The organism is Vibrio sp. M250220 (assembly GCF_036533795.1).
Classification (GTDB): domain Bacteria; phylum Pseudomonadota; class Gammaproteobacteria; order Enterobacterales; family Vibrionaceae; genus Vibrio.
In genome coordinates this window covers 1-15,507 of sequence record NZ_JATABI010000025.1, presented here as the reverse complement: position 1 = coordinate 15,507, position 15,507 = coordinate 1, and the positions used below count along the sequence as shown (strand labels likewise).

Annotated in this window: 14 protein-coding genes, 1 tRNA gene, 2 pseudogenes and 1 riboswitch; of the genes and pseudogenes, 13 read left to right on the top strand and 4 right to left on the bottom strand. The window is 45.2% G+C overall.

What is annotated here, in order from left to right; genetic code table 11:
• Positions 1 to 23: 23 nt before the first annotated feature.
• A tRNA-Asn gene (locus QTN94_RS10385) sits at positions 24 to 99 on the bottom strand.
• A 537-nt stretch (positions 100 to 636) separates the two neighbouring features.
• Here QTN94_RS10385 and uvrB point away from each other — a divergent pair.
• From uvrB to luxU, 3 genes are all read left to right on the top strand, one after another.
• Positions 637 to 2,667, top strand: coding sequence for an excinuclease ABC subunit UvrB (gene uvrB / locus QTN94_RS10380; protein ID WP_331427599.1), 2,031 nt, complete (start codon positions 637 to 639; stop codon positions 2,665 to 2,667).
• Between the two features lie 265 nt (positions 2,668 to 2,932).
• Entirely contained in the window at positions 2,933 to 4,327 is a 1,395-nt protein-coding gene (gene luxO / locus QTN94_RS10375; RefSeq protein WP_331427598.1) for a quorum-sensing sigma-54 dependent transcriptional regulator LuxO, read from the top strand.
• Entirely contained in the window at positions 4,327 to 4,668 is a 342-nt protein-coding gene (luxU, locus tag QTN94_RS10370) for a quorum-sensing phosphorelay protein LuxU (protein ID WP_138973608.1), read from the top strand. The genes luxO and luxU overlap by 1 nt, the downstream gene beginning before the upstream one ends.
• Here luxU and QTN94_RS10365 read toward each other — a convergent pair.
• Positions 4,654 to 5,541 (bottom strand): YvcK family protein, encoded by an 888-nt coding sequence (locus QTN94_RS10365; protein WP_331427597.1) that lies wholly within the window; start codon positions 5,539 to 5,541, stop codon positions 4,654 to 4,656. The genes luxU and QTN94_RS10365 overlap by 15 nt on opposite strands.
• A 168-nt stretch (positions 5,542 to 5,709) precedes the next feature.
• Positions 5,710 to 5,846: riboswitch (molybdenum cofactor riboswitch) on the top strand.
• Here QTN94_RS10365 and moaA point away from each other — a divergent pair.
• The 9 genes and pseudogenes from moaA (at position 5,835) to udp (ending at position 13,207) form a co-directional block, all read left to right on the top strand.
• On the top strand, positions 5,835 to 6,824 hold the full coding sequence (gene moaA / locus QTN94_RS10360; protein ID WP_331427595.1) for a GTP 3',8-cyclase MoaA: 990 nt from the start codon (positions 5,835 to 5,837) through the stop codon (positions 6,822 to 6,824). It overlaps the preceding riboswitch by 12 nt.
• Positions 6,825 to 6,900: 76 nt before the next feature.
• Positions 6,901 to 7,413 carry a molybdenum cofactor biosynthesis protein B gene (gene moaB, locus QTN94_RS10355; protein WP_331427594.1) on the top strand — a complete coding sequence of 171 codons (513 nt, stop codon included), beginning with the start codon at positions 6,901 to 6,903 and terminating at the stop codon, positions 7,411 to 7,413.
• Between the two features lie 15 nt (positions 7,414 to 7,428).
• Positions 7,429 to 7,908, top strand: a complete 480-nt coding sequence (gene moaC, locus QTN94_RS10350) for a cyclic pyranopterin monophosphate synthase MoaC (protein ID WP_331427593.1) — start codon at positions 7,429 to 7,431, stop codon at positions 7,906 to 7,908.
• On the top strand, positions 7,905 to 8,150 hold the full coding sequence (gene moaD / locus QTN94_RS10345; RefSeq protein WP_331417375.1) for a molybdopterin synthase sulfur carrier subunit: 246 nt from the start codon (positions 7,905 to 7,907) through the stop codon (positions 8,148 to 8,150). Before moaC ends, moaD begins: the two co-directional genes overlap by 4 nt.
• Before the next feature lie 2 nt (positions 8,151 to 8,152).
• Entirely contained in the window at positions 8,153 to 8,611 is a 459-nt protein-coding gene (moaE, locus tag QTN94_RS10340) for a molybdopterin synthase catalytic subunit MoaE (protein WP_138973602.1), read from the top strand.
• Between the two features lie 317 nt (positions 8,612 to 8,928).
• On the top strand, positions 8,929 to 9,345 hold the full coding sequence (locus QTN94_RS10335) for a CBS domain-containing protein (protein WP_138973601.1): 417 nt from the start codon (positions 8,929 to 8,931) through the stop codon (positions 9,343 to 9,345).
• Between the two features lie 187 nt (positions 9,346 to 9,532).
• A pseudogene (locus tag QTN94_RS10330) lies at positions 9,533 to 9,835 on the top strand (MATE family efflux transporter); the annotation flags it as partial.
• 57 nt (positions 9,836 to 9,892) lie between these two features.
• Positions 9,893 to 12,193 carry a zinc/cadmium/mercury/lead-transporting ATPase gene (locus QTN94_RS10325; RefSeq protein WP_331427592.1) on the top strand — a complete coding sequence of 767 codons (2,301 nt, stop codon included), beginning with the start codon at positions 9,893 to 9,895 and terminating at the stop codon, positions 12,191 to 12,193.
• 255 nt (positions 12,194 to 12,448) lie between these two features.
• Positions 12,449 to 13,207 (top strand): uridine phosphorylase, encoded by a 759-nt coding sequence (gene udp / locus QTN94_RS10320; protein WP_331427591.1) that lies wholly within the window; start codon positions 12,449 to 12,451, stop codon positions 13,205 to 13,207.
• A 95-nt stretch (positions 13,208 to 13,302) separates the two neighbouring features.
• On the opposite strand, the gene QTN94_RS10315 is transcribed toward udp, so the two are convergent.
• Together QTN94_RS10315 and QTN94_RS10310 are read right to left on the bottom strand one after the other, a co-directional pair.
• On the bottom strand, positions 13,303 to 14,502 hold the full coding sequence (locus QTN94_RS10315; RefSeq protein ID WP_331427590.1) for a type III PLP-dependent enzyme: 1,200 nt from the start codon (positions 14,500 to 14,502) through the stop codon (positions 13,303 to 13,305).
• Between the two features lie 363 nt (positions 14,503 to 14,865).
• Positions 14,866 to 15,071: pseudogene (locus tag QTN94_RS10310) on the bottom strand (hypothetical protein); the annotation flags it as partial.
• A gap of 200 nt (positions 15,072 to 15,271) precedes the next feature.
• Between QTN94_RS10310 and QTN94_RS10305 the strand changes: the two are divergent.
• The coding region (locus tag QTN94_RS10305) for a hypothetical protein (RefSeq protein ID WP_331427589.1) at positions 15,272 to 15,507 on the top strand (236 nt) is incomplete at its 3' end.

The following is a 15,507-nucleotide window of genomic DNA, read 5'->3' as shown; positions in this document are numbered from 1 at the left end:
TAGGACGTCTTTCTTCTTGAATTTGGCTCCCCCTGCGGGACTCGAACCTGCGACATACGGATTAACAGTCCGCCGTTCTACCAACTGAACTAAGGGGGATTTGCATTTTGCGCTGCGAATGTTAGCGAGCACCTATTCAGGTGTCAACTATCAAACGGCAAAATAAGTGAATTAAAATGTAGAAAAAAGTCTTTACTTTTCTGTAGCCCTTATCCACCAAGGGCTATATTTACTTATCCACCAAAATTGTGGGTAAGTGTGTGTGTTAAATTTGAGTAAGTCAGATTTATGCAAACTTGATGGAATTGATACTCAAAGAACACGGGATCTAATCGCTTGCTAAATAAGGATTTTTAGAATTTATTCACTTAGATTACTGACGTGAAAATCTTGGCTGTAATTGTGGATTGAATGCAAAAATAACGAAAAATGTGAATAAGCTGTGAGTATTTATTCGGGGTTTTTAGAGGGAGATCTCTAGCAGGGCGAAGAATAATATCAGGATTGAAGTGAATGATCTAGCCATAAGGTACGACTTTAAGCAAAACAGCGATTAATTTTATAATCGGCTCTTGAGTCTGTATATATATACAGACACAATAGAAGCCTTCCCTCAGCCAAGGACAGAGATGCGTCATGAGTAAAGTATTTGATTTAGTGTCTGATTATCAGCCTTCTGGTGATCAGCCGACTGCGATCAGCCAGTTGCTAGATGGGCTAGATGCGGGTTTAGCTCACCAAACTTTGCTGGGTGTGACAGGGTCGGGTAAGACATTTACGTTAGCTAATGTTATTGCGACGGCGCAACGTCCCGCTATTTTACTTGCTCCGAATAAAACGCTGGCCGCCCAGTTGTATGGTGAAATGAAATCCTTTTTCCCTAACAATGCTGTTGAGTTCTTTGTCTCTTACTACGATTATTACCAGCCAGAGGCTTACGTTCCAACGACAGATACGTTTATTGAAAAAGATGCTTCCGTCAATGCTCATATTGAGCAGATGCGTCTCTCAGCAACAAAAGCGCTGTTAGAGCGTAAAGATGCCATTATTGTAGCATCAGTCTCTGCGATCTATGGTTTGGGTGATCCTGAGTCTTATCTAAAGATGATGCTTCACATTCGTCGTGGAGACATGATGGATCAGAGGGATATCCTGCGTCGTTTAGCGGAGCTTCAGTACAGTCGTAATGATGTCGCATTTGAGCGAGGTCAGTTTCGAGTCCGTGGGGAAGTGATTGATATTTTTCCAGCAGAATCGGATCAGGACGCAGTGCGTATCGAGATGTTTGATGACGAGATTGACTGTATCAGTGTCTTCGACCCGCTTACTGGGGCGATCAAGCAACGTGACTTAGCGCGATATACCATCTATCCCAAAACCCACTATGTTACGCCGAGAGATCGAATTCTTGATGCCATCGAAGAGATTAAGGTCGAGCTGGAGGGGCGCAAAAAATATTTACTAGAAAATAATAAATTGCTAGAAGAGCAGCGTATTTCCCAGCGTACCCAATTTGACATTGAGATGATGAATGAGCTTGGGTTTTGCTCAGGTATCGAAAACTATTCCCGTTATCTTAGTGGCCGCAAAGAAGGTGAGCCGCCTCCGACGCTCTTTGACTACTTACCTCACGATGGCCTGCTCATCATTGATGAGTCCCATGTGACTGTGCCGCAAATAGGCGCAATGTTTAAAGGTGATCGCTCTAGAAAAGAAACGCTGGTGGAATTTGGCTTTCGTTTACCTTCCGCACTGGACAACCGCCCACTGAAGTTCGAAGAGTTTGAATCTTTGGCTCCCCAAACTATCTTTGTTTCTGCGACTCCTGGTAACTATGAGCTAGAGAAGTCGGATGGCGAAGTGGCCGATCAGGTAGTGCGTCCAACGGGTTTGCTTGATCCCGAGTTGGAGGTTCGTCCGGTTGCAACTCAGGTTGATGATCTTCTCTCAGAAATTCGTATTCGTTCGGCCAAGGATGAACGAGTACTTGTGACGACGTTAACTAAACGTATGGCTGAGGATCTCACAGAGTACCTCACTGAGCATGATGTAAAGGTTCGCTACCTTCACTCAGATATTGATACTGTAGAACGGGTAGAAATCATTCGTGATTTACGTCTTGGTGAGTTTGATGTGCTTGTCGGTATCAACTTATTGCGAGAAGGTCTTGATATGCCTGAAGTCTCTTTAGTGGCGATTTTAGATGCGGATAAAGAAGGCTTCTTACGCTCCGAGCGCTCACTGATTCAGACCATAGGTCGTGCAGCGCGAAATGTTGCTGGCAAAGCGATTTTGTATGCGGACCGGATCACTAAATCGATGGAAAAGGCGGTGGATGAGACCAACCGTCGTCGAGAGAAGCAGCAAGAGTACAACCAGAAAATGGGTATTGAGCCTCAAGCGCTTAAGCGTAATGTCAAAGACATTATGGAACTGGGTGATATTGCTAAGAGCAAGAAGCAGCGAGTGAGCAAAACCGTGCCGTTGTCTAAAGTGGCTGAGTCCTCACAAAGCTACGATGTAATGACACCTCAGCAGCTTGATAAAGAGATCGCGAAGCTTGAAGCGCAGATGTATCAACATGCTCAAGATCTGGAGTTTGAACTGGCGGCGGAGAAGCGTGATCAGATAGATCGGTTAAGACAAAAGTTTATTACTAACAGCTAATTGGTTGGTGCAGGACTAAAAAAATAGCCAATAGAAATCTTTAATCTATTGGCTGTAATTTGTGAATATAAAATTCACTAACAACGTCAGTTGGCTAGGTGACCCGTTAGGGTCATTGAAATTGATAGCATATAGTGTGCCAAAATTTTTGCGGTCAAAATGAGCCATATTTCGCTCAAATAGGGCATTTATGGGTATTTGAATTGCAAATTGCAAAGCGCAATGCAATGATTATACAAGATGCAAACAAACCATTGGCTAGGTTATGCAACATAACACTCAAACACAAAAATCAAAATATCTGCTTATGGTAGAGGATACGGCTTCCGTGGCTGCACTCTACCGCTCTTATCTTACTCCACTTCAGATCGACATCAACATCGTCGGCACTGGGCGTGATGCTATCGAAAGTCTCAACTTTCGAACCCCTGATTTGATCCTTCTTGACCTACGTTTGCCTGATATGACAGGCATGGATGTACTTCATGCGGTCAAAGAGAAGAACCCAGATGTTCCAGTTATCTTTATGACTGCACACGGTTCAATTGATACTGCGGTTGAAGCAATGCGCCATGGCGCTCAGGATTTTTTGATTAAGCCCTGTGAAGCGGACCGTTTGCGTGTCACCGTGAACAATGCTTTACGCAAAGCGAATAAGTTAAAGAACGAAGGTGACAGTCTTTCAAGCCAAGGTTATCAAGGTTTTATTGGCAGTAGCCAAACCATGCAAGCGGTCTATCGAACCATAGATTCCGCAGCGGCGAGTAAGGCGAGCATCTTTATAACTGGCGAAAGTGGCACCGGTAAAGAAGTGTGTGCAGAAGCGATTCACGCGACAAGCAAACGTGGGGATAAACCTTTTATAGCGATTAACTGTGCTGCAATCCCGAAAGATCTGATTGAAAGTGAGTTGTTTGGTCATGTTAAAGGGGCATTTACTGGTGCCGCGACTGACCGACAAGGTGCAGCTGAGTTGGCAGATGGTGGTACGCTATTCCTCGATGAGTTGTGTGAGATGGATCTAGAGTTGCAAACGAAACTGTTGAGATTCATCCAGACAGGTACCTTCCAAAAGGTCGGATCCTCTAAGATGAAAAGTGTCGATGTACGTTTTGTATGCGCAACGAACCGCGACCCTTGGAAAGAGGTGGAGGAAGGGCGTTTTCGCGAAGACTTGTACTACCGCCTCTACGTTATCCCACTTCATCTACCTCCTTTGAGAGAACGTGGTGATGATATCATTGAGATTGCGTACTCTCTATTGGGCTTTATGTCTAAGGAAGAGGGGAAAGATTTTGTCCGGTTAGCACCGGATGTTGTTGAACGTTTTGCTCGCTACGAATGGCCTGGTAACGTGCGTCAGTTACAGAACGTATTGCGCAACGTTGTAGTGCTCAACAACGGCAGGGAAATATTGTTAGAGATGTTGCCACCACCGTTGAATAAGCCTGCGACCAATGAGATTAGAGTCCCATTAGCGCAAAGCGAAACGGTCTCGGTACAAGATATCTTCCCTCTATGGTTGACCGAGAAAAGTGCGATAGAGCAAGCCATTAAAGCGTGTGATGGCAATATTCCCAAAGCCGCTGGCTATTTAGATGTCAGTCCGTCGACTATCTACCGTAAGCTACAGGCTTGGAACGCGAAGGAAGTGCAATAGTGGATATTTTGAACCAAAGTAAGATTGACAGGCTGGCGAGTGAGATTGGCCCTGAAAACGTGCCAGTGTTGCTAGAGATATTTTTGAACGAGCTTGCTATGTATATTGAGACCTTATCTCAACAAGAAGGGGAAGGGCTGCAGGCGTATCTCAAGGAAATCAGCCACGCTTTAAAGAGCAGCGCCGCAAGTTTTGGGGCAGAAGCGTTGTGTGCTTACTCGATTGAACTTGATGCGCGAGGAAAGACGGGCGCGACGCTTGAGCTCGCTGATCACAAAGACAAAATGCTATCTCTGCTCAATCAAACTGAGCAGAGATACCAACAATTACTCACACAGTAAGTACTCTATCGCTTGCTGGAGTTTGCTTCGATCATGGCGCCAATCACGGTTTGGTGATGCTAACGGCGTCGTGACGCAGTTCCACTCTTCAAGTTCTGGATGAGGCTCTTCACCCAGCACTACGTCAATTCGTCGACCTTGGCATGAGCGCTCACACCATTCGAGCTTCTCTTGAAGTGTCATTTTTCCTGCAGGGCCATGTTCGGCAGAGAGGTTTTCTACGAAGATCAATTTTGCCTTACGGTTATTGGCAATAGCACGACCAATCTCCGGCAGCAGTAATGGCGGCATGATACTGGTCAAAAAGCTACCTGGGCCGAGAATAATAGCATCGGCCTGTTCGAGTGCGATAACACCTTCTTTTGTGGCGGGTACTTCGGGTTCCAAATCCAGCCTGAGAAGTTTATCCGGCATCTCGTCAACACTGGTTTCTCCGGTCACCCAACGCCCGTTCGGTGCCAATGCCTTTAGATCTGAAGGATGTTCCGACATAGGAATGATATTCACATCGACTTTCAGCATATTGCGTATAAGATTTGTGGCGTCTAATGGACGAACGGAAAGGTTGTCAAGTGCCGTCAGCATCAGGTTGCCGAGATTATGGCCATCGAGTTCGCCTGCGCCTTTAAATCGATATTCAAACATCATTGAACTGATGGAAGGGTCGGTAATCAACTGGTTGATACAGTTACGTGTATCACCCCAAGCTATCCCTCCCTGACAATGGCGGATCCGTCCTGTCGAACCACCATTATCTGTGGTTGCGACGATACCCGTGGCGTTGCTGCCAAAATCCTTTAGCGCCGCAAGCATGCGACCAAGGCCATGGCCTCCACCGACTGCGACGACTTTCTTGCTAGCGTAAACTGTCATGCTGAGCTTCTATTTTATTCATAATCAACTACAATTTAGATTATTGCATTAACATCAAATACTCAATAATAGGTAATTTGGGCTCTAAGCATGATTTTTTCGTTTAGAGGGTAGAATCACGTACAATTATTAAGTATTTTAATGTAAAGCTACTACCCGATATAGGGGTAGTTGCCATAACTCCGAGCTCACAAAGCTAAGTTCATACTGAATAAGCGTTTTGAGCCAGTGGCGCGTTGTCACAAGGGCATAATTGGAAATGATTATGCCTCCCGTGTTTGGAAAGGTGTTCCGTGGCGCAACAATTCGAAGATAGATTTCATCGCAAGTTTTACTACTTGCGTCTTTCTGTTACAGATGTCTGTAACTTTAAATGCACATACTGCCTGCCTGATGGTTATCAACCTTCCGGGCAAAAAAACTCGTCTTTTCTAGCCTTACCAGAGATTAAGCGTGTCGTACGCGCGTTTTCTGATTGTGGCACGTCAAAAGTTCGTATCACTGGTGGTGAGCCGAGCTTACGCAAAGATTTCACCGACATAATTCATACCATCGCCTCGACTGACGGTATTCAAAAAGTTGCAACTACGACCAATGGCTATCGTATGGAGAAGCAGGTCGCTGAATGGAAGCAAGCTGGTCTTACTCACGTCAATGTGAGTGTTGATAGCTTAGATCCTCGTATGTTTCATCAGATCACAGGTGAGAACAAGTTCACTCAGGTTATGGCAGGAATTGATCGAGCGTTTGAAGTGGGCTATGAGCAGGTCAAAGTAAATGTTGTGTTGATGAAAGATCTCAATGCTCACGAGTTACCTGCCTTTCTAAACTGGATTAAAGACAGACCGATTCAATTACGTTTTATCGAATTAATGAAAACCGGTGAAATGGATGAATTATTTAAGCGCCACCATGTTTCAGGCGTTGCGATTCGTAATCAACTGATTGCAAATGGTTGGTTACTTAAAGTCCGTGATAAAAACGATGGTCCGGCGCAAGTCTTTGTCCACCCTGATTACCAAGGCGAAATCGGCTTGATTATGCCGTATGAAAAAGATTTCTGTGAAAGCTGTAATCGTTTGCGAGTATCGGCAACGGGTAAGCTTCACTTGTGTCTATTTGGTGATCATGGCATCGAGTTACGCGACTTGCTTCAGCAAGATACGCAAGAAAACGAGCTAATTGAACGAATTCAAGCACAGCTGCAAACCAAGTCGGTCAGCCACTTCCTTCACGATGGAAATTCAGGTATGACTCCGCACTTGGCCTCAATTGGCGGCTAATACACATCAACAAACATATAACGCACTTCAGTGACAGCAGGGTGCGAACATTACTTTGAAAAATATAGGTGAACAAATGGGTCACGCAGAAAGCAAATTCCAACCAGCAAACATTGCAGTTTTAACCGTTTCAGATACTCGTACTGAAGAAAACGATACGTCAGGCGGCTTCTTAGCTGAAAACGCTAAAGAAGCAGGTCATAACGTGGTTGATAAGCAGATTGTTATCGATGATATGTACAAAATCCGCGCTATCGTTTCACAGTGGATTGCGGATGAAAATGTTCAAGCGATTATGATTACTGGTGGTACAGGCTTTACTTCTCGTGACAGTACACCAGAAGCACTGAAGCCATTATTCGACAAAGAAGTTGAAGGCTTTGGTGAATTGTTCCGTATGGTTTCATACGAAGAGATTGGCACGTCAACCATTCAATCACGCGCGATCGCCGGTTTTGCTAACCACACGGTTATTTTTGCGATGCCTGGTTCGACAGGCGCTTGCCGCACGGGTTGGACTAAGATCATCAAGCAGCAGCTAGATGCTAGCCACCGTCCTTGTAACTTTATGCCTCACCTATCGGTATAATTTTTGGAGCGAACAATGAGCGAGTTGACTCATATTAACGCTTCCGGTGAAGCAAACATGGTTGATGTATCGGCTAAGGCAGAAACAGTGCGTGAAGCTCGTGCAGAAGCTTTTGTCCACATGGCCGCTGAAACTCTAGAGCTGATTGTCTCTGGTCAACATCATAAAGGTGATGTATTTGCTACGGCGCGAATCGCAGGGATTCAAGCAGCGAAGAAAACGTGGGATCTTATTCCACTGTGCCACCCTCTATTGCTTTCTAAGGTTGAAGTACAGCTAGAAGCGATTGAAGCAGAAAATATGGTACGAATTGAATCTGTATGTAAGTTGTCAGGCAAAACTGGCGTTGAGATGGAAGCGTTGACTGCTGCATCTGTCGCGGCACTGACGATTTACGACATGTGTAAAGCGGTGCAGAAAGACATGGTCATTGGACAGGTTCGCTTACTGGAAAAAACAGGTGGCAAATCGGGTCACTTTAAGGTGGAACAATGATTAAAGTTCTTTTTTTTGCACAGACGCGTGAACTTGTTGGCAAGGATGAACTCGAGCTAGAGGGTGACTTTGCTACTGTTGAAGCCATTCGCGCGCATCTCGTTCAGCAAGAAGGTAAGTGGGACTTAGCTCTGGAGCCGGGTAAACTGCTGGCCGCGGTTAATCAATCGATTGTACCTTTGGATCATCCGACTCAATCTGGTGACGAAGTGGCCTTCTTCCCGCCAGTTACTGGGGGATAAACATGGACAGTCGTGTATCGGTTCAGTTTGAAGATTTTTCTCTCAGTGATGAATATCAGGCGTTATCGGATGGTACTTCAGCTGGTGCTGTGGTGACGTTTGTTGGTAAGGTTCGTGATATAAACTTGGGCGATAATGTTACTGGCTTATCGCTCGAGCATTATCCTGGTATGACTGAAAAGGCACTAGGTGAAATCTGTGATGAAGCAGAGCGACGTTGGCCACTTTTAAATATCCGAGTCATCCACCGTGTTGGAGATTTGGATATCGGTGATCAAATCGTGTTTGTTGGTGTGTCGAGCGCGCACCGTGGAGCGGCCTTCGATGCGTGTGAGTTTGTGATGGATTATCTTAAAACCAAAGCCCCCTTTTGGAAAAAAGAACGCACCACAGATACCACGCGTTGGGTCGAGTCAAGAGACTCTGACGCCAAAGCTGCTGAACGCTGGCAGCAGAAATAGTGACAGAGCGAGTTGCGAGAATGAAAGCTTCCTTAGGGAAGCTTTTTTATTGTTTATTACAACAGCGAAAGAGTCTCTCTGGCAAGATCTGAAACTGTGGTTGTTGGATTAAATACTTTCTAGTCATAGCATGTCATTTGCAGGGCATTTGATAGGCGGATTGCGAGCGAATACGGATGTTCAGAAGCATTGTAAGTGGTGGCGTGAGGTTTAATAGACTTAGCCTATTGCAAAAATTGTTGATTTCCATTTAGTAAAATCAAGAAATTAGACAACAATTACAATATACAGCAAAGCTTGCACGCAAGGAGACACAGATGGAATCATTAAAAGTAAAAGACTACATGACCCTGCAAGCGGTAACCTTTACCCCAGAGATGTCATTGACGGCAGCTCTCGACAAGGTAATGAATTCACGCTATCTAGGTGGTCCAGTTATTAACGAACAGAAAGAGGTCATCGGTTTTCTTTCTGGGCAAGATCTACTCGATAAACTCATTAATGTGAGTTACTACTGTCAGGACAGTCACATTGTTGCAGATTGTATGCATCGCGAAGTGCTATCCGTTACGTCTGATACATCGATTATTGAGTTGGCAGAGATGATGAAGGTAGGGCGTCCGAAAGTCTATCCTGTCATTGACGCGGGTAAACTGGTCGGCATCATTACGCGACGAGATGTGCTCAGAGCAATAGGCAAAAATATTGAGGATTGCTTTAAACATCCTGTATAACAGTTAGAACATGAAAATAATAAGAGGTGCCACGTGCACCTCTTGTTGTTTTCCCATCAAGCTCAAAAGGGAAGCGTATGTCCGATCAGAGTGCTAAGTTTGTTCAGGGGTCAACCATGCGTCACATACTCGTGATGTCGGGGCCGGCGCAGGCATCCGTTTTCGCTCAATTTACTGTGCTGTTTTTCTCAATCTTGGTAAAGCAACGTTGGGGACGCTGCCCTTTGTCCACTTGGGGGCAATGTGGTTTGGTGCGCTGGGCGTACTTTATGGTCAAGCGCTTGGCACGGTTGTTTTTGGTTTGATCGCCATCGTGGTGCTTCGTAAGCATATTAATGATTTGATGCGTTCGGCGTGTCTTGAACATGCGACCTCTGATCCCGCTATTACCAGTGTGAACAGCCAGCCTTTCTGTAGTCATGATGCTGTGCTCATTGATGATGTTGCCGCAACCACAGATGTTACACAACAAAATCGAGAAAAAGGTTGACCTTGGAGCTAGCTCTAAGGTTTACACTTCGAGTGTACAGTGAACGGAGATAAACATATGTGCACAAAACACAAAGCATGCCAATCAATCAAAATGGCACCAGTTCCAAGCCAATCTGGTTCTTGCGCTAGCCCAAATATTTCGTCAATTAAAATGGCCGGTGTCGAAACTACAGAAGCGGGCTGTTGCAGCTCGAACAGTTGTAGCAGCGGCTCAGACCCTAGTGAAGATGAGGGTGAGCCCAGTCTTTCGACACGTTTTACTCAAAGCTGGATAATTGAAGGGATGGATTGTCCATCTTGCGCAAGAAAAATTGAGACCGCAGTAAACCGAGTAAGTGGTGTTGCTGAAGCCAAGGTACTGTTTGCGACCGAAAAGCTCATCATTAAAACCGATAGCGCTAGTGTCATTCAGTTAGTTGAGCAAGCCGTCATTGATAGCGGATTTACATTTTCTAGCGCTAGCACGCGTGAAGACAAAAAACGTTCACAGGGCTGGAAGTCGGTATTTATTCAGAACAGTCAAATCATTGCGATAGCCTCTGCTATGGCGGTCGCCGCACTCATCAACCCCTCATTTCCGCTCATCAGTGAGTGGATGTTTATCTTCACCTGTCTTGCAGGTCTTTATCCAATCAGTAAAAAGGCGATCGCCCTTGCTCGTTCGGGTACCCCTTTCGCTATTGAAACCCTGATGAGTGTTGCGGCACTTGGTGCTCTCTATTTGGGGGAAACTATCGAAGCGGCGATGGTATTACTCTTGTTTCTCATTGGCGAGCGGTTAGAAGCGTTTGCTGCCTCAAGGGCACGAAGTGGTGTGCAGGCATTGATGGAGCTAGTTCCTGAAAATGCAATCCAAATCATCGATGGTAAACGTGTTGAGGTATCAGCAAGTCAGTTGCTTCCTGGCGATGTGATTGAAGTGTCACCCGGTTCCCGTCTTCCTGCTGATGGCAAGTTACTGGCAGAGGTCGCTAGCTTCGATGAAAGTGCTTTAACAGGCGAATCTGTGCCTGTTGAACGATACCAAGATGAATCTGTCATGGCTGGCGCGGTTGTCGTGGATAAAGTTGTTCGACTGACCATTACCTCCAAACAGGGTGAAAACGCTATTGATCGTATTCTCCACCTCATCGAAGAGGCGGAATCGCGTAAAGCACCATTAGAACGTTTCTTGGATAAGTTCAGTCGTTGGTATACCCCTTTGATGATGTTGGTGTCACTATTTGTCATCATCACGCCTCCGCTTCTGTTTGCTCAACCTTGGGAAACTTGGGTCTATCGAGGTTTGGCATTACTGCTTATTGCCTGTCCCTGTGCTTTGGTTATATCTACACCGGCAGCGATTACGTCTGGGCTTGCGGCGGCAGCAAGGCGTGGGGCGTTGATCAAAGGTGGGGCAGCTTTAGAGCAGCTTGGAAAAATCGACACAGTCGCCTTCGATAAAACGGGTACCTTAACCAAAGGTAAACCAGAAGTGACCGATCTTATTGCCTTTGGTGAATGGACCGAAATGACCTTAATGGAGAAAATAGCTGCTATTGAAGTCGGCTCAAGCCATCCATTGGCGTTGTCTCTAGTGAACAAAGCCAAACTCATGGGCATTGACATTCCCGAAGCCCAAGATAAGCAAGCTTTGGTTGGCGTTGGCGTTCGAGGTGTCGTTGATAATGTTGAATATCAGGTTACAGCACCAAGTAAAGTGACTCTTCCACTTAGTGAAAATTGGCTGACGCAGATTGAAGGGTTAGAGCAGCAAGGTAAAACCGTTGTGGTCGCGATTGAAAATCAAGCAAGAGTAATGGGGGTAATTGCGTGGCAAGATACCTTGCGAGATGATTCAGCACAAGCGGTTAAAGCGTTACAAAAATTGGGTGTTCGCTCTATCATGTTGACGGGTGACAACCCTCGCAGTGCACGGGCTATTAGCTCAATGATCGGTATTGACTACCAGGCTGGTCTGCTGCCACAAGATAAGGTGAGTTACGTTGAACAGCTATCGGCGGTCGATAATGTCGCCATGGTTGGAGACGGTATTAACGATGCTCCTGCGATGAAAGCGTCAAGTATTGGTATTGCCATGGGGGGTGGTACTGATGTAGCACTAGAAACGGCCGATGCAGCTTTGACTCATAACCGCTTGACTGAGCTTGCGGGAATGATTGAGTTATCGAGATCAACGTTAGGCATAATTCGTCAAAATATCGCTTTGGCACTCGGTTTAAAAGGAGTCTTCCTTATTACCAGCTTGCTCGGCTTAATGGGTTTGTGGGTGGCGGTACTGGCTGATAGTGGCGCGACAGCGATAGTGACACTCAATGCGTTGCGATTGTTAAAGTTTAAGTCCCAACTCGATTAGTGGATAGAACAATAAATAGCCCTTACATTTATGATGTAAGGGCTATTTTTTATGCAACTGACAAATTGGATTTGCTAAAAAATGTGATCGAAAACGATTTTGTTTGCAATGTGCTTTTTTGTTGCGATCGTTGTTGTGATCGGTATCACTATAAAGCTCTTAGTAGTTGGTTACAGTATGTTCTGTACCCGATGAATTTATAGAGCGAATGGTAAAATTTAATCAACCAAATTTCGCCACAATAAGGAGTCCCCTATGTCTCAAGCTGTATTCCACCTTGGTGTTACTGAATCTGATCTCGCTGGCGCAACATTAGCGATCATTCCTGGTGACCCAGCACGCGTTCAAAAAATTGCAGAAGAAATGGAGAACCCAGTTTTCCTTGCTAGCCACCGTGAATACACACTTTACCGTGCTGAGCTTGATGGCAAGCCTGTTGTCGTATGTTCAACTGGTATTGGTGGCCCTTCTACTTCTATTGCAGTTGAAGAATTAGCGCAACTTGGCGTTCGTACCTTCCTACGCGTAGGCACGACTGGTGCAATTCAACCACACGTTAACGTGGGTGACATGATTGTCTCTACAGGTTCTGTTCGTCTTGATGGTGCAAGTTTGCACTTTGCTCCAATGGAATTTCCAGCGGTAGCAGACTTTGAAGTTGCGACAGCAATGAAAGCAGCGGTTGAAGAAAGTGGCGCTACGGTTCATATGGGCGTAACGGCATCAAGTGACACATTCTACCCAGGCCAAGAGCGTTACGATACTTTCTCGGGTCGTGTTGTTAAGCGCTTCCAAGGCTCTATGAAAGAGTGGCAAGAGATGGGCGTTCTCAACTTTGAAATGGAATCTGCAACACTTCTTACTATGTGTGCAAGTTCTGGTCTTAAAGCTGGCTGTGTAGCGGGTGTAATCATCAACCGTACTCAGAAAGAAATCCCGGATCATTCAACTCTAAAAGAGGCAGAAGCTCGTTCAATCAAAGTGGTAGTTGAAGCTGCACGTAAGATGCTGTAAAGATTACAGTGACTGAATAGATAAGGCCCTGCGTTGATACGCAGGGCCTTTTTATTTATTTCGGATTATCGGTTACGCGCCGGATTTGTTTGTTTTTAACCAAGCAAGCGAGCTTGCTCGGTTGCTTCTTCATTGAGCAGAATGGTTTGTGCACGCTTGAAGAAGTTAAAGTCAGTTGCTGTGGCACTCGTGTAAGCGCCCATCATGCGGCTGACAATTAAGTCACCATTGCTCAGTTTTGGCAGCATGATGTTTTCCGCAATCACATCAATGCTATCGCATGTAGGGCCTGCAAGAATACTCGGTAGCCACTCTCCATCCTGTTTTATCGTCGTGAGAGGGTATTTAGCATCATCAAACATCAAACCACTGAATGAACCGTAGATACCATCATCTAGGTAGTACCAAATCTGTCCATCACGCTCTGCTTGTCCCATCACTGATGCAACGCCCGTCATCGCTTGAGCAACAATAAAACGCCCTGGTTCGGCAATAACCTGAACCGTTTCTGGTAGTTGGTTTAAAGCCGCATTGATCGGCTGGCAAAACAGTTCAATCGGCATTACCTGAGTGTTATAACTCACAGGGAATCCGCCACCGATGTCAAGAGTACTTAACGCAGGTAAACCATGCTCAACAACTTGCTCCATGAGGTGATTACAGGTGTCGATTGCGTCAACGTATTTCTGTGGATTCATGGTTTGTGACCCAACGTGGAACGAGAGCCCCTTGATACGAATATTCCACTCTTGTGCTTGCGCAATTAGCTCTAGCGCTTGTTGAGGAGTACAGCCAAACTTCTTCGAAAGATCCGCGAATGCTTCTGAGTTACGAAAGCTCAGGCGCACGAGCAATTCCACTTCGTCACGGTAGGCGATGAATTTTTCTAACTCGTTAATGTTGTCGACAACAAAAACACTGCAACCATACGCCAGTGCGTCACGAATATCACGGTCACGCTTGATTGGGTGAGTATGGATAGTACGCTCTGCTGGTACACCTTGCTCTGCCACTAGGTCAACTTCACCACTGGTTGCTAAGTCAAAACTGGCTCCTTCAGCCAATAGTGTCTGTACAACGGCTGGGTGCGGCAGTGGCTTAAGCGCAAAATGCAAAGTGACATTAGGTAGTGCGTTGTTTAGGGCACGATATTGTTGGCGAACAATATCACAATCTAGCAGCAGCAGTGGTGCGCCAAATTGCTCTACCGAGGATTGAATAAGTTGAGATTCTGGTGCAGATAGAGCACCAGCAGAATAAGATTGAAAATCTAAAACAGAGTGAGCAGCAGCCATAGCCAGTCTCCAACAAGTTATAGGCATGTTTCAATGTGATGACAAAGAAACATGGAGCGTCAAAAAATGCGCAAAGCGCAGTCAAAGTCACTCTTGGATAGTTGCTCTATCGCCTTGCCACAAATCTGCTGTGATGTACTCGGATTGGCTATCATCAAGAAGCAAAGTGATAGTAAAAGCATCAATCTTTGCAATCAATAGCTGGATGAACAAAAGAAAGTGAATAATTTTTGTTGTTACGACAAGCTTTGATGCTTAATTCGATGAGAAGACATGGTAGCCATAGCGTTTTTCCACTTTTTGTTGGAGCCGTAGAGATTCTAACAGGCTACTGCTAAGTTGAGAGGGTGCTTGTATCTGGTCGATATGCAGCTTACGCCAACACCTACGCTTCCCTTCAAGGCCATGTTTCTTAACCTTCCATTCACCTTCGCCATAAACCTTGCAGTGCTCACAATGGTAATGAGAAAACGCGCTTCCTCATCAATCCAAAAGGTCAGAGAACCGCGGTTGATTAGGGCTTTGTTGTCATGTTTCCAGTTCGTTGTTTTATGACGAGGCTTAGGCATGAGACTACGACAATTGATGGCTGTAGCGATCAGATCGTAGCTTCGTGAATTAGTTCCTTCGATTTAAGCATCAAAGCCTTTAAAGAATGGTAAATAAGTTAATTGTTAATATCGATACTTAGTTGATACAATTGTTTTTATTGTTTTGTTTATTATCAGTTGTGTTGAGGTGCTTTTCTTAGAGGGCTTAAAGTATAACGATGTTGCGGGATAAAGTTGGTGTATTTATGAATGTTGCGATAAGCTCAACTCAGCTTGGTTTTTTTAAGCGATTTCTTTATATCATTGTTATTTTTCCTTTGGCAATTTCACTTATTGCTTGTGGTGATGAAAGTGAAATGTCGACTGATACTCAGTCTGAGAGGATTAAGGGCAGTGAAAACGGTGGTGTGGCTATTTCAGAATTACGATTTGATTATTTTAGGTTGTCTAACGG

Bases quoted from the DNA above. Each gene is read 5' to 3' on its own strand.
- uvrB (WP_331427599.1), top strand. From the start codon at position 637: ATGAGTAAAGTATTTGATTTAGTGTCTGATTATCAGCCTTCTGGTGAT.
- luxO (WP_331427598.1), top strand. From the start codon at position 2,933: ATGCAACATAACACTCAAACACAAAAATCAAAATATCTGCTTATGGTA.
- QTN94_RS10365 (WP_331427597.1), bottom strand. From the start codon at position 5,541: ATGACAGTTTACGCTAGCAAGAAAGTCGTCGCAGTCGGTGGAGGCCAT.
- moaB (WP_331427594.1), top strand. From the start codon at position 6,901: ATGGGTCACGCAGAAAGCAAATTCCAACCAGCAAACATTGCAGTTTTA.
- moaC (WP_331427593.1), top strand. From the start codon at position 7,429: ATGAGCGAGTTGACTCATATTAACGCTTCCGGTGAAGCAAACATGGTT.
- moaD (WP_331417375.1), top strand. From the start codon at position 7,905: ATGATTAAAGTTCTTTTTTTTGCACAGACGCGTGAACTTGTTGGCAAG.
- moaE (WP_138973602.1), top strand. From the start codon at position 8,153: ATGGACAGTCGTGTATCGGTTCAGTTTGAAGATTTTTCTCTCAGTGAT.
- QTN94_RS10335 (WP_138973601.1), top strand. From the start codon at position 8,929: ATGGAATCATTAAAAGTAAAAGACTACATGACCCTGCAAGCGGTAACC.
- QTN94_RS10325 (WP_331427592.1), top strand. From the start codon at position 9,893: ATGTGCACAAAACACAAAGCATGCCAATCAATCAAAATGGCACCAGTT.
- udp (WP_331427591.1), top strand. From the start codon at position 12,449: ATGTCTCAAGCTGTATTCCACCTTGGTGTTACTGAATCTGATCTCGCT.
- QTN94_RS10315 (WP_331427590.1), bottom strand. From the start codon at position 14,502: ATGGCTGCTGCTCACTCTGTTTTAGATTTTCAATCTTATTCTGCTGGT.